Here is a 22,834-nt window from a genome sequence, read left to right as displayed (position 1 = left end):
CCAGCGGAGCGGTACATAATTTTTGATCTATAAATATTTTACCCCGCTGGGGCTTTTTGAAAATCAATATTGTACGAATAAAAAAATCCTGTTCTTTCGAACAGGATTTTCTTTTTATTTATAATTTGAATTCTACTTTTTTAGAACTTCTTTTATCGCTTTTATAAAATCTGGAATACCTAAAACGTTGGTATCTAAACCTACGCTTCCATTTCCGTAAGGTTCGTATTTTTTCATGTTGGAACCTGAAAACAAACCTAAAGTTGGAGCTTTTGAAGCGCTTGACAAATGCATAATTCCACTATCTGCACCAACAAAAACATCTACGTTTGCTAAAACAGAACCAATTTCGCGAACATCTTTACTGTAAAAAGTTGGTGCTTCAAAATTGATTTGAGAAACATTTTCAACTGGTAAAACTTCAAAGATATTTTCGTTTGGAAATTCGTTTTTCAATGCGGTATAAAACTCTGCCCACCAATCAGTACTGTAGCATTTTTCTCCAGTTGCAAAGGTAAATATCGCTATTGTTTTTTTGTTTGGTTCAATGATTTTATCTAAAATTTGTTTGCCAGTTGCTATTTCTTTTTCAGACAATTTTAAATCTAAAAGCGCAATGGGTTCATTTTTATCTTCAAGACCAACTTGGCTTAAAAAATATCTAAAATTATAAACTGGATATTTTGCAATATGTTCGTAATCTTTATGCTGTAAAGCAACACCTTCAGGTAAGTTTCCAAAGAACTTATACTTAGCTGTAGAAAACTTCACGCCAAGTCTTCCTGAAGAAGAATTCTGATCTACATTTATAGCTAGATCATATTTTTGTTTTCTAATTAAAGTCCAAACCTTAAAGTATTTTACCAATTCTTTAAAAGGTTTTTTAGGGAGTGGAATAATTTTATCTACGTTATCGTAATTTTCAAAAACAATTGGAGCAAGAAAACCTTTTACAAAAATATCAATTTTGCATCCAGGAAAAGTTTTAGTTACTTCTTCTACCAAAGGAGTAATCAAAAGCATATTTCCCAATCTGCCGTTCGGTCTGCATATCAAAACTTTTTTAATCTTGCTTTTATCGATTGGTTCGATATTTCTAATGTCTAAATTTCCAACATTCTTGGTTAAATTCTGCATTAGAGAACGCCTTAAAGCGTTGACCTTTTTTTTACTACTCATGTGGTATTTGTTTTGTACTAATTGTTTTTGGAGCTATAATTTGCTTTAGCATTCCAAAGCTATAATTATTCATCAATTAATTAACACAAAACCATGAAATAAATTGTAATTTTTAAATTAAAATAATTTTAATCTAAAAAAAGATAACAATTTAGTAATAAAACCTTACACGCTTATCGTAACTACATATCCTTCGGAACCACGAACATTAAATACAGTTCCGTTTTCAAAAAGTAAATATTGCCCTTTAATTCCAGTTAATTTTCCGCTGAAAGAAGGAGTTTTGTCCAAATTTAAACTGTTTACTTTTGAAGGGTAACTCAAAACTGGATATTGTAAATCGTACAAATCATTTTTTTGAGAGTAAAAATAGTCTTTAACTTCTGATGGAATTAGACTTTCGATTTTAGCTTTTTCTGCAACTAAATCAAAAACTGAAATGTCGTTCTGCAACATTTTTCTCCAATTGGTTTTGTCTGTATAATGATCTTTTAAAGCTACCTCAGTAATTCCTGCCAAATATCGATTTGGAACCTCAACAACAGCAATTGCCTGCGAAGCGCCTTGATCGATCCAACGTGTTGGAACTTGTGTTTTACGAGTTACTCCCACTTTTATTTCGCATGCGGCTGCCAAATAAACAATATGCGGCTGCAATTGAACTTTAGATTCATAATCTAAATCTCTATCAGCAATTCCCAAATGTGCTGTACTCAATTCTGGTCGCATAATCCAATCGCCAACGGCTGGACTAGAGTAAAAGCAATCATAACAAAAACCTTGTCGGTATATTTTTTTCTTTTTACCGCAGTTCAAACACTGATAGCCAATAAAATTAATTTCAATCTCTTTATCTAACAATTGATTGACATTTAAAAAACTATCTTCGAAAACCAAATAATATTGAATTGGACTTCCAAGTTCGGTTTGCATTTTTGTCAGGACACCTTGATATTGCATTCGTATTTTTATTTATTATTGCTGATTTAGACCAATCAAAGAATTAAAATTTTTAGTGTTAAAATTCGACTTATTAGCTAGAATAATTGTTCTAAATCGGATTGTTTTTTACAAAAAAATGTTATTTTTGATATGAAGACAAAGTTACTATTTGTCTCTCGAAATTCAAATTTTATGTTTTTTGTTTTTACGTTAATCGCGTAACTCAAAACCTAAAATCAGTTAACTAAAAACCAAATTCATGCCTTTATCCATAATCAATTCGTTTGCATCTTGGGTTCTTAAACAGAGAATTCATCAAATAGAGCTTTTTTTAAAATACCCAAATGAAGTTCAAGAAGAATTATTGCACAACTTATTGACGGCATCAGAAAATACAATTATCGGAAAACAATATGATTTTGCGAGCATTAATTCCTATCAGACTTTTTCAGAAAGAGTTCCAATCTCGACTTATGAAGAATTACAGCCATTAATTGAACGCACTCGTCTGGGCGAACAAAACGTTTTTTGGGAAACGCCAATTAAATGGTTTGCAAAATCGAGCGGAACCACAAACGCAAAAAGTAAATTTATTCCGGTAAGTAATGAAGCTTTAGAAGATTGTCATTATAAAGGAAGTAAAGATTTATTATGTCTTTATTTGAATAATAATGAAGATTCTGAATTATTTTTGGGAAAAAGTCTTCGCTTGGGCGGAAGCTCGCAGATTTACGAAAACAACAATACTTTCTTTGGAGATTTGTCGGCAATTTTGATTGAAAACATGCCTATTTGGGCAGAATTCAGCAGCACTCCAAGCAGTAAAACTTCGTTAATGAGCGAATGGGAAACCAAAATTGCAGCGATTATTAACGAAACTAAAAATGAAAATGTAACTAGCTTTGCAGGCGTTCCGTCTTGGATGTTGGTTTTAATGAATAAAGTTTTAGAAAATACAGGCAAACAAAACTTATTGGAATTGTGGCCAAATCTTGAAGTTTATTTTCATGGAGGAGTGAGTTTTTCTCCTTATAAAGAACAGTACAAAAAAATTCTGCCAAGTTCAGATTTCAAATATTATGAAATTTACAATGCTTCTGAAGGCTTTTTTGCCATTCAGGATTTGAATTATTCTAGTGATTTATTGTTAATGCTAGACTATGGAATTTTCTACGAATTTATTCCAATGGATACTTATGGAACTCCAGATCAAAAAGTAGTTCGTTTGGCAGATGTCGAATTAAATAAAAATTACGCTATTGTAATCACGACAAATTCTGGTTTATGGCGTTATTTAATTGGTGATACTGTTCGTTTTACATCTTTGAATCCGTATCGAATTCGAGTTACAGGAAGAACCAAACATCATATTAATGTTTTTGGGGAAGAATTAATGGTAGAAAATACCGATCAAGCCATTGCAAAAGCGTGCCAGGTAACACAAACTGAAGTAATTGATTATACGGTTGCTCCTATTTTTATGCAAGACAAAGAAAAAGGTGCACATGAATGGATGATCGAATTCAAGAAAAAACCTGCTGATGTTGGTCTTTTTCAAAAGGTTTTAGATGAAACATTACAAACTTTAAATTCTGATTACGAAGCGAAGCGCTACAACAATATGACTTTAAATCCTTTGGTGATTAATGTTGCTAGAGAAAATCTTTTTTATGACTGGCTAAAAGAAAGAGACAAATTGGGAGGTCAGCATAAGATTCCGAGACTTTCGAACCAGAGAGATTATTTAGAGCAGTTGAAAGAAATGTGTTAAAACTTCCAATACTAAAACTTAATGAATAAACTGTTTGTCTTTTTTTTATTAGTTACTTTTCAAGCATTTTCCCAAAGCAAAAAGGAATGTATTAATGTGATGACTAGCTATGTTAAAAACTACAATACACCAGAATATTCATTTGACTTCGTTGATGACAAACTAAATCCAACTTTAACAAAGGTTCAAACTATAGTTTGTAAAACTAAGGATAAAGAACTTTTAGAAAAATTTCTAGAAATGATTCTAAAAACTTCTGGTTCAGCAAATGAACATCCGGCTGATGTTTTCGGACAAATATTTATTTGCAATCCAGAAATTGTAGAAGAACAATTAAAAGGAAAATTTAAAAACGAAATAATTTTTGACAATCTCAAATTAGGCTTTTTAAACAATACGTTCGATTGGCCTGCAAGCGACAAAAAGAAAAGCTTACAAAACAGAATGAACAAACTAATAAATCAAAAATGAAAACCACCAAATTCAGCGAAATGAGTACAGAAGAACTCATTAAAAATCAGAAAACATTAAAAAGGGTAAATACTATCTTTGCTGTTGTATTATTTATGCTGTTTGCTCTTAATATTTTCATTGTTTTTATGAAAGGATTTAGCGCGATGAATGTTGTTCCGATTGCTTTGTTGCCTATTCTCTTTTTAAATATGAGTAATTTAAAGGAGATTAAGAAGGAATTGGAATCGAGAAAATAACGATGAATAATATTCAATATCCATACTATGCTCTCAAATTATGGATTGATTCATTCATTTTTCTACTTATTTTTAGCGGGATGATAATATTGTTTCTTTTAGCGGACAATCAGCCTTTAGGAATTATTGCAGCACTCATTCTATTAACAATAACAGGTAGACATTTTAGAAAAACAACCAAAAATTTATATCGAAATTTAAAAAAACGACCTGCATTAGAATTGACAGAAGGATATTTATTTGATCACATCAACAATATCAAAATTTACTGGCACAATATTGATAAATTAGGTATAATTACAATTAAAGGAAATACATATGTAAATTTTGTATTGAGAGATAAAACAGAATACTCTAAACAATTAGACGGTTTTCTTTCAAAAATTCTCTTCAAACTTCCTGATCCAGAAGAATTATCTACAAAAATTGAAATAAGCTTAGTTAAAGGGAGAAATGAGGATATCTATAATTCTATTTACAAATTTAGAGAGGCTAAAAAACTCTATAATTTTTAAAACGATAATTCCACTAAACCCGCATGAGGGATAGAAGTGGAAATCCTTTTGTGCCGGGGTTCGGCACAAAAGATTGCAACGGATAGCCCGACCCGCCTTTTTCTGGCGGGACATGCCCAAATAAAAAAACCTCAGCTCTTAATTGAAAGACTGAGGTTTTGTTTTTTAAAAGTTATGTATGTCATTTCGACGAAAGGAGAAATCTCCACAAGTAGCTCCGCAACGAAAAACCAATCTTTGTCGAGTTTCTTGCGAAGATTTCTCCTTCGTCGAAATGACAAAAATGATGTAAAATTGACTTTCTACATCATATCAATATATCGATCGTGATATCCTAAAAGATATAAAACACCGTCAAGTCCTAAACTTGAAATAGAAGTTGAAGCGCTTTCTTTTACTTTTGGTTTGGCGTGGAAAGCGATTCCTAAACCTGCTAAGTTCAACATTGGCAGATCGTTTGCTCCGTCACCAACTGCAATAGTTTGGTTGATGTGAATACCTTCTTTTTCTGCAATTGCCTTTAAGTATTCTGCTTTTTTCTGACCGTCAACAATATCACCGATATATTTTCCAGTTAGTTTACCGTCTTTTATTTCTAATTGATTCGCGTGAACGTAATCTATTCCTAATTCTTTTTGAAGGTATTCTCCAAAATAAGTAAATCCTCCAGAAAGAATTGCGGTTTTATATCCGTAATATTTTAGAGCTTTCATTAAACGATGCGCTCCTTGCGTAATTGGCAAATTGATAGCAACGTTTTGCAAAACTTCTTCACTTAAACCTTCTAACAAAGCCATACGTTTTTTGAAACTTTCGTTGAAATCAATTTCTCCGTTCATTGCAGATTCTGTAATGGCACGTACTTGATCGCCTACTCCATTTAATTCTGCTAGTTCGTCAATAACTTCTGTTTGGATTAAAGTAGAATCCATATCGAAACAAACCAAACGGCGGTTTCTTCTATAAATATTATCTTCTTGGAAAGAAATATCAACATTAAGCGTTCTGGAAATTTCCATGAAACTTGCCGTCATGATGATCTTGTTTACAATTTCGCCTGTTACAGACAATTGAATACAAGAACGCGGATATTCTTCTTTTTCAACAACAGAAGTTCTTCCCGTTAATCGGATAATCGAATCGATATTCAGGTTTTGATCTGACATTATTTGGGTTACGGCAGACAATTGAGAAGCTGCTAGTTTTTCGCCCAAGATATTAATGATGTAACGTTGTTTAGATTGCGATTTTACCCACTTTTCGTAGTCTTCAATAGAAATCGGAATGAATTTCACTTTGATTTCTAATTCGTAAGCTTTAAACAAAAGATCTTTTAAAACAGGTGCAGAAGAAGATCCAGCTTCAATTTCGAACAAAATTCCTAAAGAAAGCGTATCATGAATATCGGCTTGACCGATATCTAATATATTTGCATCGTAAGCTGCTAAAACAGCTGTTAAGCCTGCTGTAACTCCGATTTTATCGTGTCCAGAAACTTTTAATAAAATTATCTCTTTGTCTTCTGCTGCCATTTTATCTTTCTTGATTTTTGAAGCGACAAAAATCGGCAATCTCTTGTTTATAAAAAAGAATAATCATTGTTTTTTTAAAACGAAAAAGCACATTTTCATGTGCTTTTTTGAGTAATTTAACAATTATGCTTTACTATTGAAAGAACTTAACTTTTAAATTATTTCATTGGTTCATTTTTATCGAAACTTACCATCCAGTTTACTCCGAATTTGTCTTTAAACATTCCGAAATAAGAACCCCAGAAAGTATCGTCCATCGCCATTTCTACATGTCCTCCAGCCGAAAGTCCACTAAAGATTTTATCTGCTTCTTCTCTACTTTCTGTGTTTATAGAAATAGAAAAATTATCTCCAAAACCTACATCTCCGTATCTCGGATGACTGTCACTTCCCATTAAAATAGTATTTCCAATTGGAAGCGAAACGTGCATTATGCGATTTAATGCTTCTTCAGAAAGCACTTCTCCTTCTTCTGCCGGAGCATCTTTATATTTTCCCATATATGGAAAATCTCCACCAAAAACTGATTTATAAAACAGGAATGCTTCTTCGCAAGTTCCGTTAAACATTAAATATGGATTTATTGCTGCCATTTTTTTAATTATTAATTGTTAATTATAAATTATTAATGTCTTTGACACTCTATTCCTCAGACAATTGCTTGATTATTTCTAAGCTTTTGGGAAAAGCTTCTTTAAAATAATCGATATGTTTTTCCATTACATCAACCTCAGCTTGAAGATCAACTTGGTCTCCTTTTTGAGTCAAGCGATAGGTTTCCATTGCGCCAACCCATTTCTGAGTTTCTTCGTTTGGCGGAACTTCTTTAAAGTCTTTGAGTTCTCCCATATGCTTAAAAGCCATATACTCATTTGGAATTTTAGTTTCTATTATACTATTCATTCCTTCTCCGGTTGGACCCAAAAAATAAATTTTATCTCCTTCGTTCCAAGTCGTTTCTACATAACTTCCTTCACAAAAAGCGCTTGTCCACTTTCTGTAAGTTTCATCATCCCATAAAACCTTCCAAATCTTTTCTTTAGAAGCTTTTATATCTATATTAAATACTAATTTTTCCATTTTAACTCGGTAATTTACTAAAGTCCATAAATAAAACATTCCAACGATGACCATCCAAATCGGCAAAACCGCAACCATACATCCAGCCTTGACTTTCAGCAGGAGGCGCAAAAACAGTTCCGCCAGCTTCTTTAACTTTTTCTGCTAATTCGTCTACTTCTTCTCTGCTTTCTGCATCAATCGAAATCAGTACTTCAGAACTTGATTCCGTATCTGTAATACCATTTTGTGAAAAGCTAGAAAAAAGCATTTCTTCAAAAAGCATTACCACAAAATGCCCTTCACCTACAACCATACACGTCGAACTTGGCGTGTCGTGCTGTTCATTAAACGAAAAACCAATTTTCCAGAAAAAATCTTTCGCTTTTGCTACATCCTTTACAGGAAGATTCAACCATATTTGTTTTGTCATTTTTTGTTTTTTTTTGTTGGGTTAGATATTTAGTTTTTTCTTTTTTAAACCATATAAGTAATGTAAGTTATTTTAAGTTTTTAATCTTTGAACCTTAGTTATTCTCAACGTAACTTTTAAAATTATCTAGAATTGCCTGCCATCCTGCACGTTGCATTTCTTCTGGATTTTGTGATTCTGGATCGAATTTTTCAATTATCTCAACGCCTTCAGGAGTTTCATTAAACGTGATTTCGGTTTTTCTTCCGTCTCCCATTGTATAATTAATTGCTTGATTTTCTTTCACCAAAGTATATTCTCCTCCAAAATCAAAACTCATGCTTCCGTCTTTTGCAGCCATCGTTGTTGAGAATTTCCCTCCTTCTCTTAAATCATTTTCTGCTCGAGGCGAATGCCATTCTGGAGATGCAAATGCCCATTTTGTGATATGTTCAGGTTTATTCCAGAATTCCCAAACTTTGTCTATTGAAGCGTTTATAGTACTTTTTATTGTTATCATATTATATTTTTAATGGTTACTCTTTTTCAAATTTTACATTTCATTTGGATTATCTGGAATTTGACTTTCATCCATATGAAAAACTTCCCAATGGTGCCCGTCTACATCTAAAAATGTTTTTTGATACATCCATCCATAATCTTGTGACTGCAAATAATCTGTTCCACCAGCTTTAACTGCTTTCTCCATCATTTCATCTACCTGCTCTCTTGTATCTACAGAAATAGCCACAAGAGCTTCACTAGATTTTTTAGGATCGCAAAGCTCCTTTTTTGTAAAAGTTTTATAAAACTCTTCTACCAAAAGCATTACAAATATATTTTCGTCAATAACAATGCAAGCTCCCTTTTCGTTTGTGAATTGTCGATTGGTTGGAAAACCAAGTTCGTTATAAAAAGACACCGCTTTGTTTAAATCTTTTACGGCAAGATTTAAGAAGATTTTTGTTTTCATCTTTATAAAATTACGAATTAATTAAAACAAATTTAATTTTTTAAGATTAGTTTAAAACGACAATAAAAGTCATTTTTAGGGGCATTTAAGACAAAATGATTATTTTTGTTAGGCAGTAAATCTTCAAAAACAATCAAAATCATGAGCAAGAAATTAGGATTAATCGTGCCTCACGACTACAAATTATTAAGTATTGCAGCTATTTTAGAAGTGTTCGAAACAACCAATAAATTGACTTCTGGAAATGAAAAGCCATTCGAAATCATGATTTTTCAATCTAAAGAACAATCGGATCAAGGAAATATATTTGGCTATAATTCTAACGAAATTGAAACCTCTGATATTGTTTTAGATCTCATTTTGATACCCGCTTTTACTACCGACAATATGAGTGAAATGATAAAGAAAAACCGAAATTTCATTCCGTGGTTACAAAAACAGCACAAAGCTGGAGCCGAGTTAGCTAGTTTCTGTACGGGAGCCTTTTTGTTTGCTGCATCAGGTTTATTAAATGAGAAATTGGCAACTACACACGTTGACGCGTGCAGCGCTTTTACCAAAGCATTTCCGATGGTCAAATTAAAAGCAGAAGAAACCTTAACTGCCGACGGGAGTTTGTATACTAGCGGTGGCTCAACCTCAACTTTTCACTTATTGATTCTATTAGTTCAAAAATTCTGTGGCAACGAAATGGCAGTTAATATTGCCAAAATATTCTCTATTGATTTAAACCGCTATAAGCAAAGTTATTTTAGCACTTTCAGACCCAATCATTTGCACAATGATTCTTTGGTTGCTATGCTACAGCAAAAAATAGAAAGTCAGTATCATTCTATAGAAAAACTGGAAGAAATTACTAAAGATATTCCAACGAGCGCTAGAAATATGACACGCCGTTTTAAACAAGTGACAGGAATTCCGCCAATCGAATATCTTCAAAATATAAGAGTTGAAAGTTCGAAGAAATATTTGGAACAAACTCAACTTTCGATTTCAGAAATTATAGAAAAAACGGGATATAATGACCCAAAAGCTTTTAGAAAAGTATTTTATAAAATGGTTGGAATGAAACCAATTGAGTACAGAGAAAAATTTAGAGTGCAGTAGTTTTATCGTAGAGACGCACCGCAGTGCGTCTAACAATTGATTTTAAAATAATTCAAGGTTTAATAATCCACATTAAAACCTTTTTGTTTGTTTTTAAAAGTTCGTCGATTTCTTTCATGCTTTCGTTTGAAACCGCCGGACAGCCCCAACCTTCTGGTGTTCCTTCTGGATAAACTTCATTATCTGAAATAGCGTCCCAAGAATGCAGAACGATGGCTCGACTTCTTGCATTAGAATTTGTTTTGTCTTTTCCTTGCAAAATATAATTGACTTTTATTCCCCATTGACTCACGCCACGATCTAAAACAACATATTTCCCAACCGAAGAACAATGCGAATCAAATTCATTACTAATTTGAGGTTTTTCTTTAGAAGAAGTTCTTCCCCATTGATTATCGCCACAACCATGACTTACCATATAAGATTTAGAAACTGCATTCTTTTTAAAATCGTAAACAAAAAACCTTTTTAGGCCAGAATGCAATCCTAAATCTATTAGAATAAATTTCTTTGTATTGAGATTGTTTGTTTTGCAGTATTGTTGTGCTTCTTTATAATAATTATTGTAATTGATTTCAATTCGAGGTTTTTCTTCTGAAACTGTTTCGGTTTTATTTTGAGAAACAGTTGCAACTTTATTTTCTTTATTACAAGAAAAAATCAGAGCAAGACCAATTATAAAAAGCATTTTTTTCATGTTTAAATTTACATAAAAAGATGAACGAAAATTGAACTTAAAAAGTATAAAAAAAAACCTGCTCAAAAATGAACAGGTTTTAGAAATATACTTTTCAATCTTTAAGAAGCAATTTCCATACGCTTCAATAAGTTTTTACTTAAAGTATGTTCTGCATATTCTTTGTCGATTGTCAAAGTCGTGTCATCTGAAGTTGGCAGTTCATACATTGCATCAGTTAAGATAGCTTCACATAAAGAACGCAATCCACGAGCACCTAGTTTGTATTCTAAAGCTTTGTCTACAATAAAATCTAAAGCTTCGTCTGTAATTGTAAATTCAACATCATCCATTAAAAATAATTTCTGATATTGTTTTATCAAAGCATTTTTAGGTTGTGTTAAAATGGCACGAAGTGTTTCTTTATCCAAAGGATCCATGTGCGTTAAAACTGGTAAACGACCAATAATTTCTGGAATCAATCCGAAATCTTTAATGTCTTTTGGGATAATGTATTGAAGCAAATTATCTTTATCAATATTATCCACATTTTTAGAAGTCGAATAACCAACTGCCTGACGGTTTAAACGTTTTGAAATAATACGTTCTACTCCATCAAAAGCTCCTCCTGCAATAAACAAGATATTTTGAGTATTTACCTCAACAAATTTTTGGTCTGGATGTTTACGCCCTCCTTTTGGCGGTACGTTTACCACTGTTCCTTCCAATAATTTCAATAACGCTTGCTGAACACCTTCTCCAGAAACGTCTCGCGTTATAGATGGGTTATCGCTTTTACGGGCAATTTTATCAATTTCGTCAATAAATACAATTCCTCTTTCGGCTTTAGCTACATCGTAATCTGCAGCTTGCAAAAGACGAGTTAAAATACTTTCAACATCTTCTCCTACATATCCAGCTTCTGTTAATACTGTTGCATCAACAATAGCCAAAGGAACGTCTAACATTTTTGCAATAGTTTTTGCTACCAATGTTTTTCCTGTTCCAGTTTGACCAACCATGATGATGTTACTTTTTTCAATCTCAACTTCATCGTCTAATTGCTGTTGCATTAAACGTTTGTAGTGATTGTAAACGGCAACTGACATCACTTTTTTAGTCTGGTCCTGACCAATAACATATTGATCTAAGAAAGCTCTAATTTCTTTTGGCTTCTTTAAAATTAAATCACCAACTAATTTTGTACTTCCGCTAGATTTTAATTCTTCTAAAACAATTCCGTGCGCTTGTTCAATACATTTATCACAAATGTGTGCATTGATACCAGCTATTAATAAATTAGTTTCTGGCTTCTTTCTTCCACAAAACGAACATTCTAATACTACTTTTGCCATTCTTTATTTAAGTTACTAAGCTGCAAAGATACTAAGTTTCTAAGCTTTTCAATCTAAAACTTAAAAACTTAACTTCTTTACAGCTTAATATTTTAGTTTTTGTTTCAAGTTTCAAGTTTCAGGTTGGCACGTTATCTACGCAACTTGAAACCTGAAACTTGAAACAATTTAAACTTTAAAAATTATCCTCTTCTCAAAACTTCATCAATCATTCCGTATTCTTTTGCTTCGTCAGCAATCATCCAGTAATCACGCTCACTGTCTTTGTGAACTCTTTCGAAAGACTGTCCAGAATGGTGCGAAATGATGTTGTATAATTCATCTTTTAATTTCAACATTTCACGTAAGTTGATTTCCATATCTGTTGCAACACCTTGTGCTCCTCCAGATGGCTGGTGAATCATTACTCTTGAGTGAGGCAATGCAGAACGTTTTCCTGCTGCTCCAGCACATAAAAGAACTGCTCCCATAGAAGCTGCCATTCCTGTACAAATTGTAGCAACATCTGGTTTGATATACTGCATAGTGTCATAAATTCCTAAACCAGCATAAACGCTTCCTCCTGGAGAGTTTAAATAAATTTGAATATCTTTTGATGCATCAGCACTTTCTAAGAACAATAATTGCGCCTGTACAACATTTGCAATCTGGTCATCGATACCTGTTCCTAAAAAGATAATTCTGTCCATCATTAATCTTGAGAAAACGTCTAAAATCGAAACATTTAATTGACGTTCTTCGATAATATTTGGAGTTAAATTCGTCGGCGTCATTGCGCTGATGATTTTATCATAATATAGACTATTTACTCCGTGGTGCTTTGTAGCAAAATTTTTGAATTCTTTACCGTAGTTCATATTTTTAGTTTAAAGTTGAAAAGTCTAAAGTCAGCAAGTGACTTAAACAAATTTAACAAAGTTCGTACCTTTTTACAAAGGATGCCAATTTGTCTTCTTTTTTTAAGATGTTAAGATTCTAAGGTACTAAGATTCTAAGTTTTTTTAAACTTAGAAACGTTTATTTACTTGAAACTTGGAACAAAAAAAAGAACGTCAATAGAAGAAAAACTTCCATTGACGTTCAAATATAATTATTTTTATCTTTCAGTTTCTGTAATAAAATCTTAATTTTTAAAAAGTATACTTCTTAACTTTTGACTTTATAACTTTCAACTTTCAGACTTAAATTTATTCTCCGTAAGACGCAGCGATAAATTCTTCGTAAGTAACCTCTTTAGTTGTTGGGTTAGCTTTTTCTTTGAAGATATCTAACATCTTAGCTGCTACAACTTGCTCAGAAAGTCTTTTTACTTCTTCTTGGTTAGATAAAACTCTAGCCACGATTCCTTGAACTTCTTCGTCAGTTGGGTTTGTTTGACCAAATTGAGCCATTTGTTGTCTGATAGCGTTTGAAGTAAACTCTTTCAAATCTTCAAATGTAATTTGGATATTGCTTTGTGCTAATGCTTTTCCTTCGATTAATTGGAAACGTAAACCTTTTTCAGATCTTGCGTATTCAACCTCTGCTTCTTCAGCAGTTAATTTTTTCTCTCCAACAGTTTGTAACCATTTTTTCAAGAATTCAGCTGGTAAATCGAATTTTGTGTTTTCGATTAAGAAATCTTGAACGTCTAGTAATAATTTTTGGTCTGCTTGTTGTGCGAATTGAGATTCAGCATCTTCTTTAATTTTAGATTTTAAATCTTCTAAAGAAGCTACTTTTCCTTCACCAAAAAGTTTATCAAATAACTCTTGGTTTAATTCAGCTGGCTCAGATCCGTTGATTGCTTCGATAGTGAAGTTTACTTCAACATCTAAACCGTGAACACCTTCGTGACCAACTTTTAAATAATCCATTAATTGGTGATCGTCTTCAAATAAACCTTTTGTGCTTACCGTAACAACATCTCCAACTTTTTTACCTGTGAATTGTTTTTGAGCTTTTTTGCTGAATGCATCAACAGCAATTGTAGTTGTATTGTTGATTCCGTTTGCTTCGCTAGAGAAAGTTCCAGTTAAGTCAGATTTAGCATCAGAAACTTCTTGTGGAATTGCTTTTCCAAATTGTTTTTGGATACGCTCTACTTGTCCGTCGATTAATTTATCGTCTGCAGTAACGATATATTTTACGATATTATTTTTAGCTTCAAGATCAATTTCGAAGTTTGGCACTAAACCAATTTCGTATTCGAAAGTTAATTCTTCAGCATCCCAGTTAAAATCTTCGTTTACTTTTGCAAGAGGAGTTCCTAAAAGGTTTAATCTTTCAGATTGAATATAACGCTCTAAAGCCAAATCAACTACTTTTTTGATCTCTTCTTGCTTAATAGCTTTTCCGTATTGTTTTTCAACAAGATCTTTAGGCACAGCCCCTTTTCTAAATCCTTTTACTTGCGCTAAAGGCATTTTTTCGTTAATTCTTTTTGCTACTTGACCTTTATAATCCATGTGAACAACGTTCATCACAATTGTCTCGTTAACAGCGTCTATTGCTACTCTTTTAATATCCATCTTCTTCTTTAATTTACATAATAAAATTGGGTTGCAAAATTATAAAATTTTTGCAACCCAACCAAGTTTTTAATCTATTGTATTTGAAGCAGTTTTAATCTGCTCTATTTACTTTATTTATCGTCTCCAAGAATTTTGTAAGTGATCGATTGTAGAATCGATAAAATAACACTAAAAATCAATGCCGTCCAGAACGAATCGACAACAAAACCTCCAACGATCTTAGTGCACAACAAAATAATTATAGCGTTGATTACTAACAAAAATAATCCAAGTGTTATAAACGTAACCGGCAAGGTAAGCAACACTAAAATTGGCTTTATAAAAATATTCAGCAATCCTAAAACTACTGCCACGATTACCGCAGTACCAAAACTTGCAACATGAACTCCAGTCAAAATGTGAGATAACAATAGAACCAAAGCAGCGGTAACAAGAAGTCTAAGTAATAAATTCATAATTATTCAGGTTTTAATTTTATTTAAAAATACTAATTTTTTTATCAAATCTGATTATTCTTTTAAAAACTCCGTTGTCATCTCAAAAAACATTTTAGGGTTTTCTGCATGAAGCCAATGACCAGCGTTTGGAATTGTTTCTAATTTTAAATTCGGAAAATGTTTGCGAATTTCATCTAAATCTGAATCCTGAATATAACCCGAATTTCCTCCGCGAATAAACAATGTTGATTTATCAAAAACTAAATTATCGGGAAGAGGTTTTCCTATCGCATCCAAATTATTATTGAAAGCTTCTAAATTAAATCGAAAAGCCAATTGTCCCGGTTCTTTCCAATATAAATTCTTCAACAAAAACTGACGCGTTCCAAAATCAGAAACATATTGCGATACTATTTCTTCAACATCATTTCGGCTTGGTTTTACAGAAAAATCAACAGCATTTAATCCTGCCAAAATATCTTGATGATGCTGTTTGTAAAATCTCGGACCAATATCTGCTACAATTAATTTATCTACAATTTCTGGATGTGTCGTTGCGAAAAGCATTGCCACTTTCCCTCCCATCGAATGTCCTAACATATCAATTCTAGTCAAATTATTAGCTTGGCAATATTCATAAACATCCTGAACCATTGCTTCATAACTCCATTCGTCTGAATGAAAACTGCGCCCGTGATTTCTTAAATCTAAAATATGAACCTGAAATCCAGCTTCCACATATTGACCTGCTAAAGTTTTCCAGTTATCTGACATTCCAAGAAAGCCGTGCATGATGACAAAAGGTTTTCCTTCGCCTTCTATTTTTGAATAAAGCATATTTTATTTTTTATTTGAAAGAATTACTTCAATTTATTTAAATACATATTGACCACATTATCCAAACCAAGGTAAAGTGCTTCTGCAATTAAAGCGTGTCCGATTGAAACCTCTAATAATCCTGGAATATTTTGTTTGAAAAACTGAATATTATCTAAACTTAAATCATGGCCCGCATTAATTCCTAATTCTAATTCATTAGCCAAAATCGCAGCTTTAGTGTAAGGTTCGATTCCTTTTTCGTTACCTAAACCATATTGATGCGCAAAAGATTCTGTATATAACTCAATTCTATCAGTTCCCGTTTTTTTTGCTCCTTCGATCATTTCTAAAACAGGATCAACAAAAATCGAAGTTCTGATTCCGTTTCTCTGAAATTCCTGAATTACTTCTGTCAAATATTCTTGATTTTTAATCGTATCCCAACCTGCAGAAGAAGTAATAGCGCCAATTGCATCTGGAACCAAAGTAACCTGATCTGGCTTGCATTCTAAAACTAAATCAATAAAATTATGCTGAGGATTTCCTTCAATATTATATTCTGTTGTAACAATTGCTTTTAAATCTCGCGCATCCTGATAGCGAATATGGCGCTCGTCTGGACGCGGGTGAATCGTAATTCCTTGCCCACCAAAACGCTGAATATCTGCAGCTACTTTTAATAAATCTGGAACATTTCCTCCACGAGCATTTCTAAGGGTTGCAATTTTATTGATATTTACACTTAACTTTGTCATATAAATAGATAATTAATTCTAGTAACATTATATTTGTTACGACAAAAATACAAAGTAAAACAGAGCGGTTTTCGGTATTTTTTGATTATTTTGCATCTAAATATCTTCAATTGATTTATGACAGAAATTACAAACTATATCACAAACGATTTCAGAGCGATTGATAGTCAGGAAACGATAGCATCGATTCAGGACTTTTTTATCGATGTAAATTTTTCTCATTTCCCGATTTTAGAAGATGGGATTTTTATCGGAAGTATTTCTTCTGATGACGTAGAAACATTTGATGTCGACAAAAAAGCGATTGACTATAAATATACTTTAGAACGTTTTTTTGCTAGAAAATCTATGATTTGGTTAGACGTTTTGGAAGTTTTTTCAAAAAATCATACCAATACAATTCCAGTTCTTGACGAAAATAATACTTATATAGGTTATTACGAAATGGAAGACATCATGAAATTTTTTCAGGAAACTCCATTTTTAAAAGAACCAGGCGCTATTATAATTGTTCAAAAGGGTCTTTTGGATTATTCTATGAGCGAAGTAACTCAAATTGTAGAAAGCAATAATGGTAAAGTTTTGGGCTGTTTTGTATCTGAAGCTGATACCGAAAATGTTCAGATTACCATAAAAATTGGTTTAGGCGCAATAAATGAAATTATTCAGACCTACAGAAGATATGGATACGAAATTATTTCAGAACATCAAGAAGACACTTATATCAATAGTTTAAAAGAGCGTTCAGATTATTTAGACAAATACCTTAATATTTAATTAGATAATTAGTTAATATGTCAATTAGAAAATTTCTATTTTAACTGGCATTGTCTAATTTTCAAATTGCCACATTATCTAATTTAGTAAAGAATGAAAATAGCCATTTACGGACAATATTATCAAAATAGTACGGAACCAATTATAAAAGACATTTTCAAGTTTTTCAATTCCAATAACGTAGAAATGGTAATTGAAGAGAACTTTCTAAAAATGCTTTATGAAAAACAGCTTGTCAAAAAAGAATACAAAACATTTCCTTCTAATTCTGCTTTAGACAACAGTTTCGAAATGCTTATTAGTATTGGAGGTGATGGCACGATTTTGAGAGCCGCTGCTTTTGTTCGTAATTCTGGAGTTCCTTTATTAGGTATAAATGCAGGAAGACTGGGATTTCTTGCCAAAGTGCAAAAAGAAAACATCGACATTTTACTCCAGTATGTTATTGATCAAAATTACACTACGTCTGAGCGTACTTTATTAGGACTAACTGCCGACCCTAAAAATGATGCTTTTGAAGAACTAAATTTTGCAATGAACGAAGTTACCGTAAGTAGAAAAGATACCACTTCGATGATTACTGTAGAAACGTATTTAAATAACGAATATCTCAATTCATATTGGGCAGACGGATTAATTATCTCTACGCCAACTGGTTCTACAGGATATTCTTTAAGTTGCGGCGGACCTATTTTAACTCCAGATGTAAAAAGTTTGGTAATCACGCCAATTGCCCCACATAATTTGACCGCCAGACCACTTGTTATTCCAGACGATACAGAAATTACTTTGCGCGTCACGGGGAGAGAAGATCAATATTTAGTTTCGCTCGACTCTAGGATTTCCTCAGTTAAAAACGAATCTGTTTTAAAAATTAAAAAAACAGATTATAAAATTAAAATGGTCGAAATACCAGGCGAAACTTTCCTAAAAACTTTAAGAAATAAATTGCTCTGGGGAGAGGATAAAAGAAATTAAAATCTTTTCTGAACACCCACTATACGATAATAGCACATTTTCTCGTTCTGCTTGTAGTGAATCATCATTAAATGGCTCTAAATCATATTATAAATTGAAAAAAAAGCACATTTAACCAAAGGAACTTTGATTCGTATTGATAATTATTATATTTGCACGCAATTTTGAATTAAATGAAGAAAATTTTTAATTTATTGTTATGTTTTTTCCCCTTTATTACACTTAATGCTCAAATTAACGAGATAGGTGTTTTTCTTGGTGGAAGTAACTTTGTTGGTGATGTTGGAAAGACAACTTACATTGCCCCAGAAAAACTAGCTTTTGGTGTTCTTTACAAATGGAATAGAAGTCCGAGACACTCTTGGCGTTTCTCTTACACACAATCAAATGTTAGTGGAAATGATTTTAAATCAGACGAAACAGGAAGAAATCAAAGAGGTCGTCGTTTTGATAATGATATAAAAGAACTTTCTGCAGGATTAGAATTTAACTTTTTCGATTTTAATCTACATGATTATCATCCAAAAATAACACCTTATATATTTTCGGGATTAAATTTCTTTCTCTACGACAATCTATATCGCTATGACTCAGCTCCAGACGTAATATATTCTCAAAAAAATGTGCACTCATTTGCTATACCTATTATATTAGGCATAAAATCGAATATAACGCCTCGTCTTATTTTAGCCGCTGAAGCTGGAGTTCGTTATACTTTTACCGATAATATCGACGGAAGCAATCCTAATACAAGTAATACGGATATTTTAAAATTTGGAAATTTAAATAATAATGACTGGTATGTTTTTTCGGGTGTTACCTTAACTTATACCTTTGGAAAAAAACCTTGCTATTGCGCAGAATAAAATGAATTTAGTAGAATCAATAGATCACACAAACTTACCTAAACACCTAGCCATTATAATGGACGGTAACGGACGATGGGCAAAACAGCAAGGCTTTTTGCGCGCGTTTGGCCATGAAAATGGAACAAAATCCGTAAAAGAAATAATCAAAACCACGGCAAAACTGGGAATTGAATATTTAACCCTATACGCTTTTTCTACAGAAAACTGGAATCGCCCAAAATTAGAAGTTCAGGCATTGATGAAAATATTGATTAATTCATTAAAAAAAGAACTAACTACGCTTCAAGAAAACAATATAAGACTAAATGCAATTGGAAATCTTGAGAAATTGCCAAAAACAGCCCAAAAAGAACTTTTGGATGTTATGGAAAAGACCAAAAACAATACGAGATTAACACTAACACTGGCTTTAAGTTACGGATCACGAGAAGAATTGGTAAATGCCGTAAAAATCATCAGCGATAAAGTTAAAAATAATATAATTTCAATAGACACTATTGACGATTCAATTATAAATGAGCATCTTTACACGCAAAATTTACCAGACGTAGATTTATTAATACGAACAAGTGGAGAACATAGAATAAGTAATTTTTTGCTTTGGCAGATCGCTTACGCAGAATTGTATTTTACTAATGTCTTGTGGCCAGACTTTAAAGACCAAGATTTATATGAGGCTATTATTAGTTATCAAAAAAGAGAACGTAGATTTGGAAAAACCAGTGAACAAATTAAATAATTTTTTAGTGTTGCAAAAAAAAATACAAATAGTCCTTACCCTTTTACTTTTGGGTAGTTTTTCACAAATTAAAGCACAAGAGAGAGTTCCTTTTGATCAAGGGAAAAAATATATTCTAGCCAAAGTTTCTGTTGTTGGTAAAATAAGCTTCAACGAGCAAACAGTTGTAACCTTTTCTGGACTTCAGAAAGGTCAGGAAATCACAGTTCCTGGAGAAGAAATTAGTAGTGCAATTAAAAAATTAGGAAAGTTAGGCCTATTTGACGAAATCTCTTTTTACGTTAATAAGGTAGAAAATGATAGTATCTATTTAGACTTAGATATTGTTGAGCTTCCTAAATTAAACGAAGTTAAAATCGTTGGTGTCAAGAAAAGCAAAATTGAAGGCTTAATTAAAGATAACAACCTGACTAAGAACAAAATTGTCAACGAAAACTTAATTACTACGACAAAAAATTACATAGAAAACAAATATAAAAAAGAAGGTTTTTATAACACAAAAGTTACTATAACAAATACTCCCGATACTATAGCTGGAAATCAAGTTAATATGCTTGTCAGGATAGATAAAGGAGACAAAGTTAAAATTAGCAGTATTGATTTCACTGGAAATAAACAACTTACAGGCACTCAATTGCGCGCTGCAATGAAAGATACGAAGCAGAAAAACTTTATTCGTGTATTCAAAGCCTCTAAATTTATTCCAGAAAAATACAAAACTGACTTAGAGAAAGTTATTGCTGCCTATAAAGAAAAAGGATATCGAGATGCACGTATTATCTACGATTCTGTTAAATATAATAAGCAAAAAAACACACTTGCAATTAAAATTAATGTAGAAGAAGGAAACAAATACTACTTCGGAAATATTAAATTCTTAGGAAATACCGTTTATTCAGATCAGCTTTTAAGCCGTTATTTAGGCATTAAAAAAGGAGAAACGTATAATGGAGTTTTATTAGAAAAAAGAATTGCTGACAAGTCAAAACCAGACGCAGAAGACATTACCAACTTATACCAAAACAACGGTTATTTGTTCTCAAACATTAACGCTGTAGAGGTAAAAACGGTTAATGATACTATCGATTTTGAGATTAGAGTTACAGAAGGTCCGATTGCTTATTTCAACAAAATTACTGTTGTTGGAAATGACAAAACAAATGACCATGTTATCTATCGTGAGTTAAGAACAAAACCGGGAGAAAAATATAGTAAAGAACAATTGGTAAGAACTATTCGTGAGATTGGACAATTAGGTTTCTTTGATCCTGAGGCAATTGATCCAAAATTCAAAAATGTTGATGCTGGAGCAGGAACTGTTGATATCGAATATAATGTTGTAGAAAAGGGATCTAGCCAGGTCGAGCTTCAAGGAGGTTACGGTGGTGGAGGGTTCATCGGAACATTAGGACTTTCGTTTAACAACTTCTCCGCAAGAAAACTATTTGATAAGGAAGCTTATAAACCTTTACCAATGGGAGACGGACAAAAAGTAGCACTTCGTTTACAAGGAAGTACCTATTTCCAAACGTATAGTTTATCGTTCTCAGAGCCTTGGTTTGGAGGAAAAAAACCAGTACAATTTAGCTCATCTATTTCATACAGTAAGCAATTTCTTAACAATTACATTACCAGAACTGTTGATAAAAGCAAAAGTTTTAATATTTTTACAGTACAAGTTGGTTTAGCTAAAAGGTTAACTGTTCCTGATGATTACTTCGTATTATCACAATCTGTAAGTTATCAGCATTATGATTTGAACAATTATAATACAGGTTTATTTACATTTGGTAATGGTGCATCAAGAAACTTAGCGTACACTATTGGGCTTTCAAGAAGTAACAAAGGGGTAAATCCAATATTCCCTACTTATGGTTCTGAATTCAGTATTTCTGCTAAGGTTACTCCGCCTTATTCATTGTTTAACGGAATTGATTACGGCGATTTGCAAAACCAAAAAGAGTACAAAACACAATATACTGGAACGTCAACTACCACTGGTATTGACGGACAGGCAATAAATCCAGGCGATTACACTAAGACTGAAACTGTAAACGGTCAATCTGGAACTGTAAGTGTAGGATCTGATTACGCAAGTGCAGACACAGACGTAGCAAAAGTCGATCAAAAGAAATACAATTGGCTGGAGTATTATAAAATTAAGTTTAAAGGAGACTGGTATACTAAAGTATATGGAAAATTGGTCTTAAGAACGCTAACAGAATTTGGATTCTTAGGAGCTTACAATCAAGAAAGAGGTGTAATTCCTTTTGAGCGTTTTTACTTAGGAGGAGATGGTATGGCAAACTACTCAATGGATGGTAGAGAAACTATTCAGTTGCGAGGTTATCCAAACAACTCTTTAACGCCAGTGAATACAGCAGGAGATGCAATTGGGGCAACTATTTACAACAAGTTCTCAATGGAGCTTCGTTACCCAATTACATTAAAAGCGTCGGCTTCTATTTATGCTTTAACATTCTTAGAGGCAGGTTCATCATATGCTAATTTTAAAGATTATAACCCGTTTGATCTAAATCGTTCTGCTGGTGCTGGTTTACGTGTATTCATGCCTGCATTTGGATTATTAGGAATTGACTTTGGTTACGGATTTGATGCGCTTCCAGGACAAACAAAAGCTAACGGTTGGGAAACACACTTTATCATTGGACAACAATTTTAAAGAAATTACGTTTGGTTAAAAATCATCAAATAA

Annotated in this window: 25 protein-coding genes; 10 read left to right on the top strand and 15 right to left on the bottom strand. The window is 32.6% G+C overall.

From position 1 onward, the window contains the following. Nucleotides 1-132: 132 nt before the first annotated feature. Together HNP35_RS05900 and HNP35_RS05895 are read right to left on the bottom strand one after the other, a co-directional pair. A complete protein-coding gene (locus HNP35_RS05900; RefSeq protein WP_184157764.1) occupies nucleotides 133-1,179 on the bottom strand; it encodes a glycosyltransferase family 9 protein in 1,047 nt (348 codons plus the stop codon). A gap of 165 nt (nucleotides 1,180-1,344) precedes the next feature. Next, a complete protein-coding gene (locus HNP35_RS05895; RefSeq protein WP_184157765.1) occupies nucleotides 1,345-2,139 on the bottom strand; it encodes a DUF2797 domain-containing protein in 795 nt (264 codons plus the stop codon). A gap of 241 nt (nucleotides 2,140-2,380) precedes the next feature. On the opposite strand from HNP35_RS05895, the gene HNP35_RS05890 reads away from it, so the two are divergent. Genes HNP35_RS05890 through HNP35_RS05875 form a run of 4 tightly spaced genes read left to right on the top strand, consistent with a single transcriptional unit; the run spans nucleotide 2,381 to nucleotide 5,117 of the window. Beyond that, nucleotides 2,381-3,892, top strand: coding sequence for a GH3 auxin-responsive promoter family protein (locus HNP35_RS05890; RefSeq protein ID WP_184157766.1), 1,512 nt, complete (start codon nucleotides 2,381-2,383; stop codon nucleotides 3,890-3,892). Nucleotides 3,893-3,913: 21 nt separating this feature from the next. Then, nucleotides 3,914-4,363: a hypothetical protein gene (locus tag HNP35_RS05885; protein WP_184157767.1), complete on the top strand. Its 450-nt coding sequence runs from the start codon at nucleotides 3,914-3,916 to the stop codon at nucleotides 4,361-4,363. Then, nucleotides 4,360-4,602, top strand: coding sequence for a redox-active disulfide protein 2 (locus HNP35_RS05880; RefSeq protein WP_184157768.1), 243 nt, complete (start codon nucleotides 4,360-4,362; stop codon nucleotides 4,600-4,602). The genes HNP35_RS05885 and HNP35_RS05880 overlap by 4 nt, the downstream gene beginning before the upstream one ends. Nucleotides 4,603-4,604: 2 nt before the next feature. Next, on the top strand, nucleotides 4,605-5,117 hold the full coding sequence (locus HNP35_RS05875; RefSeq protein WP_184157769.1) for a hypothetical protein: 513 nt from the start codon (nucleotides 4,605-4,607) through the stop codon (nucleotides 5,115-5,117). Between the two features lie 302 nt (nucleotides 5,118-5,419). On the opposite strand, the gene serB is transcribed toward HNP35_RS05875, so the two are convergent. The 6 genes from serB to HNP35_RS05845 form a co-directional block, all read right to left on the bottom strand. After that, the gene (serB, locus tag HNP35_RS05870; protein WP_184157770.1) at nucleotides 5,420-6,649 is read right to left on the bottom strand and encodes a phosphoserine phosphatase SerB; all 1,230 of its coding nucleotides are present in this window, start codon (nucleotides 6,647-6,649) and stop codon (nucleotides 5,420-5,422) included. A gap of 158 nt (nucleotides 6,650-6,807) precedes the next feature. Beyond that, on the bottom strand, nucleotides 6,808-7,242 hold the full coding sequence (locus tag HNP35_RS05865) for a VOC family protein (protein WP_184157771.1): 435 nt from the start codon (nucleotides 7,240-7,242) through the stop codon (nucleotides 6,808-6,810). A 49-nt stretch (nucleotides 7,243-7,291) separates the two neighbouring features. Then, complete coding sequence (locus HNP35_RS05860) at nucleotides 7,292-7,729, bottom strand: SRPBCC domain-containing protein (protein WP_184157772.1); 438 nt, start codon at nucleotides 7,727-7,729, stop codon at nucleotides 7,292-7,294. Between the two features lies 1 nt (nucleotide 7,730). Then, nucleotides 7,731-8,141 (bottom strand): VOC family protein, encoded by a 411-nt coding sequence (locus tag HNP35_RS05855; protein ID WP_184157773.1) that lies wholly within the window; start codon nucleotides 8,139-8,141, stop codon nucleotides 7,731-7,733. Nucleotides 8,142-8,235: 94 nt separating this feature from the next. After that, entirely contained in the window at nucleotides 8,236-8,640 is a 405-nt protein-coding gene (locus HNP35_RS05850) for an SRPBCC family protein (protein ID WP_184157774.1), read from the bottom strand. Nucleotides 8,641-8,673: 33 nt separating this feature from the next. Further along, entirely contained in the window at nucleotides 8,674-9,093 is a 420-nt protein-coding gene (locus tag HNP35_RS05845; RefSeq protein ID WP_184157775.1) for a VOC family protein, read from the bottom strand. A gap of 141 nt (nucleotides 9,094-9,234) precedes the next feature. Here HNP35_RS05845 and HNP35_RS05840 point away from each other — a divergent pair, with 141 nt between their 5' ends. Further along, nucleotides 9,235-10,200: a GlxA family transcriptional regulator gene (locus HNP35_RS05840; protein WP_184157776.1), complete on the top strand. Its 966-nt coding sequence runs from the start codon at nucleotides 9,235-9,237 to the stop codon at nucleotides 10,198-10,200. Between the two features lie 52 nt (nucleotides 10,201-10,252). Here HNP35_RS05840 and HNP35_RS05835 read toward each other — a convergent pair whose 3' ends face one another. The 7 genes from HNP35_RS05835 to HNP35_RS05805 form a co-directional block, all read right to left on the bottom strand. Continuing rightward, the gene (locus tag HNP35_RS05835; protein ID WP_246453336.1) at nucleotides 10,253-10,888 is read right to left on the bottom strand and encodes a murein L,D-transpeptidase catalytic domain-containing protein; all 636 of its coding nucleotides are present in this window, start codon (nucleotides 10,886-10,888) and stop codon (nucleotides 10,253-10,255) included. Between the two features lie 110 nt (nucleotides 10,889-10,998). Next, on the bottom strand, nucleotides 10,999-12,231 hold the full coding sequence (clpX, locus tag HNP35_RS05830; RefSeq protein WP_184157778.1) for an ATP-dependent Clp protease ATP-binding subunit ClpX: 1,233 nt from the start codon (nucleotides 12,229-12,231) through the stop codon (nucleotides 10,999-11,001). 182 nt (nucleotides 12,232-12,413) lie between these two features. Further along, nucleotides 12,414-13,088: an ATP-dependent Clp endopeptidase proteolytic subunit ClpP gene (clpP, locus tag HNP35_RS05825; protein WP_184157779.1), complete on the bottom strand. Its 675-nt coding sequence runs from the start codon at nucleotides 13,086-13,088 to the stop codon at nucleotides 12,414-12,416. 330 nt (nucleotides 13,089-13,418) lie between these two features. Continuing rightward, nucleotides 13,419-14,741, bottom strand: a complete 1,323-nt coding sequence (locus HNP35_RS05820; RefSeq protein ID WP_184157780.1) for a trigger factor — start codon at nucleotides 14,739-14,741, stop codon at nucleotides 13,419-13,421. A 113-nt stretch (nucleotides 14,742-14,854) separates the two neighbouring features. Beyond that, entirely contained in the window at nucleotides 14,855-15,199 is a 345-nt protein-coding gene (locus HNP35_RS05815) for a phage holin family protein (RefSeq protein WP_184157781.1), read from the bottom strand. 54 nt (nucleotides 15,200-15,253) lie between these two features. Further along, entirely contained in the window at nucleotides 15,254-16,018 is a 765-nt protein-coding gene (locus tag HNP35_RS05810; RefSeq protein WP_184157782.1) for an alpha/beta fold hydrolase, read from the bottom strand. 23 nt (nucleotides 16,019-16,041) lie between these two features. After that, nucleotides 16,042-16,755, bottom strand: coding sequence for a pyridoxine 5'-phosphate synthase (locus tag HNP35_RS05805; RefSeq protein ID WP_184157783.1), 714 nt, complete (start codon nucleotides 16,753-16,755; stop codon nucleotides 16,042-16,044). Nucleotides 16,756-16,872: 117 nt separating this feature from the next. Between HNP35_RS05805 and HNP35_RS05800 the strand changes: the two genes are divergently transcribed. The 5 genes from HNP35_RS05800 (at nucleotide 16,873) to HNP35_RS05780 (ending at nucleotide 22,801) form a co-directional block, all read left to right on the top strand. Continuing rightward, nucleotides 16,873-17,532 carry a CBS domain-containing protein gene (locus tag HNP35_RS05800; protein ID WP_184157784.1) on the top strand — a complete coding sequence of 220 codons (660 nt, stop codon included), beginning with the start codon at nucleotides 16,873-16,875 and terminating at the stop codon, nucleotides 17,530-17,532. A 93-nt stretch (nucleotides 17,533-17,625) separates the two neighbouring features. After that, the gene (locus tag HNP35_RS05795; protein ID WP_184157785.1) at nucleotides 17,626-18,510 is read left to right on the top strand and encodes an NAD kinase; all 885 of its coding nucleotides are present in this window, start codon (nucleotides 17,626-17,628) and stop codon (nucleotides 18,508-18,510) included. 173 nt (nucleotides 18,511-18,683) lie between these two features. Beyond that, on the top strand, nucleotides 18,684-19,376 hold the full coding sequence (locus HNP35_RS05790) for a DUF6089 family protein (RefSeq protein ID WP_184157786.1): 693 nt from the start codon (nucleotides 18,684-18,686) through the stop codon (nucleotides 19,374-19,376). Between the two features lies 1 nt (nucleotide 19,377). After that, entirely contained in the window at nucleotides 19,378-20,118 is a 741-nt protein-coding gene (locus HNP35_RS05785) for an isoprenyl transferase (RefSeq protein WP_184159693.1), read from the top strand. Then, entirely contained in the window at nucleotides 20,051-22,801 is a 2,751-nt protein-coding gene (locus HNP35_RS05780; RefSeq protein WP_184157787.1) for a BamA/OMP85 family outer membrane protein, read from the top strand. Before HNP35_RS05785 ends, HNP35_RS05780 begins: the two co-directional genes overlap by 68 nt. The last annotated feature ends 33 nt before the right edge of the window (nucleotides 22,802-22,834 follow it).

Source organism: Flavobacterium notoginsengisoli, from assembly GCF_014207905.1.
Taxonomy (GTDB): Bacteria; Bacteroidota; Bacteroidia; order Flavobacteriales; family Flavobacteriaceae; genus Flavobacterium; species Flavobacterium notoginsengisoli_A.
The sequence above is the reverse complement of the archived record's forward strand: the minus strand, read 5'-3'. Positions and strand labels throughout refer to the sequence as shown.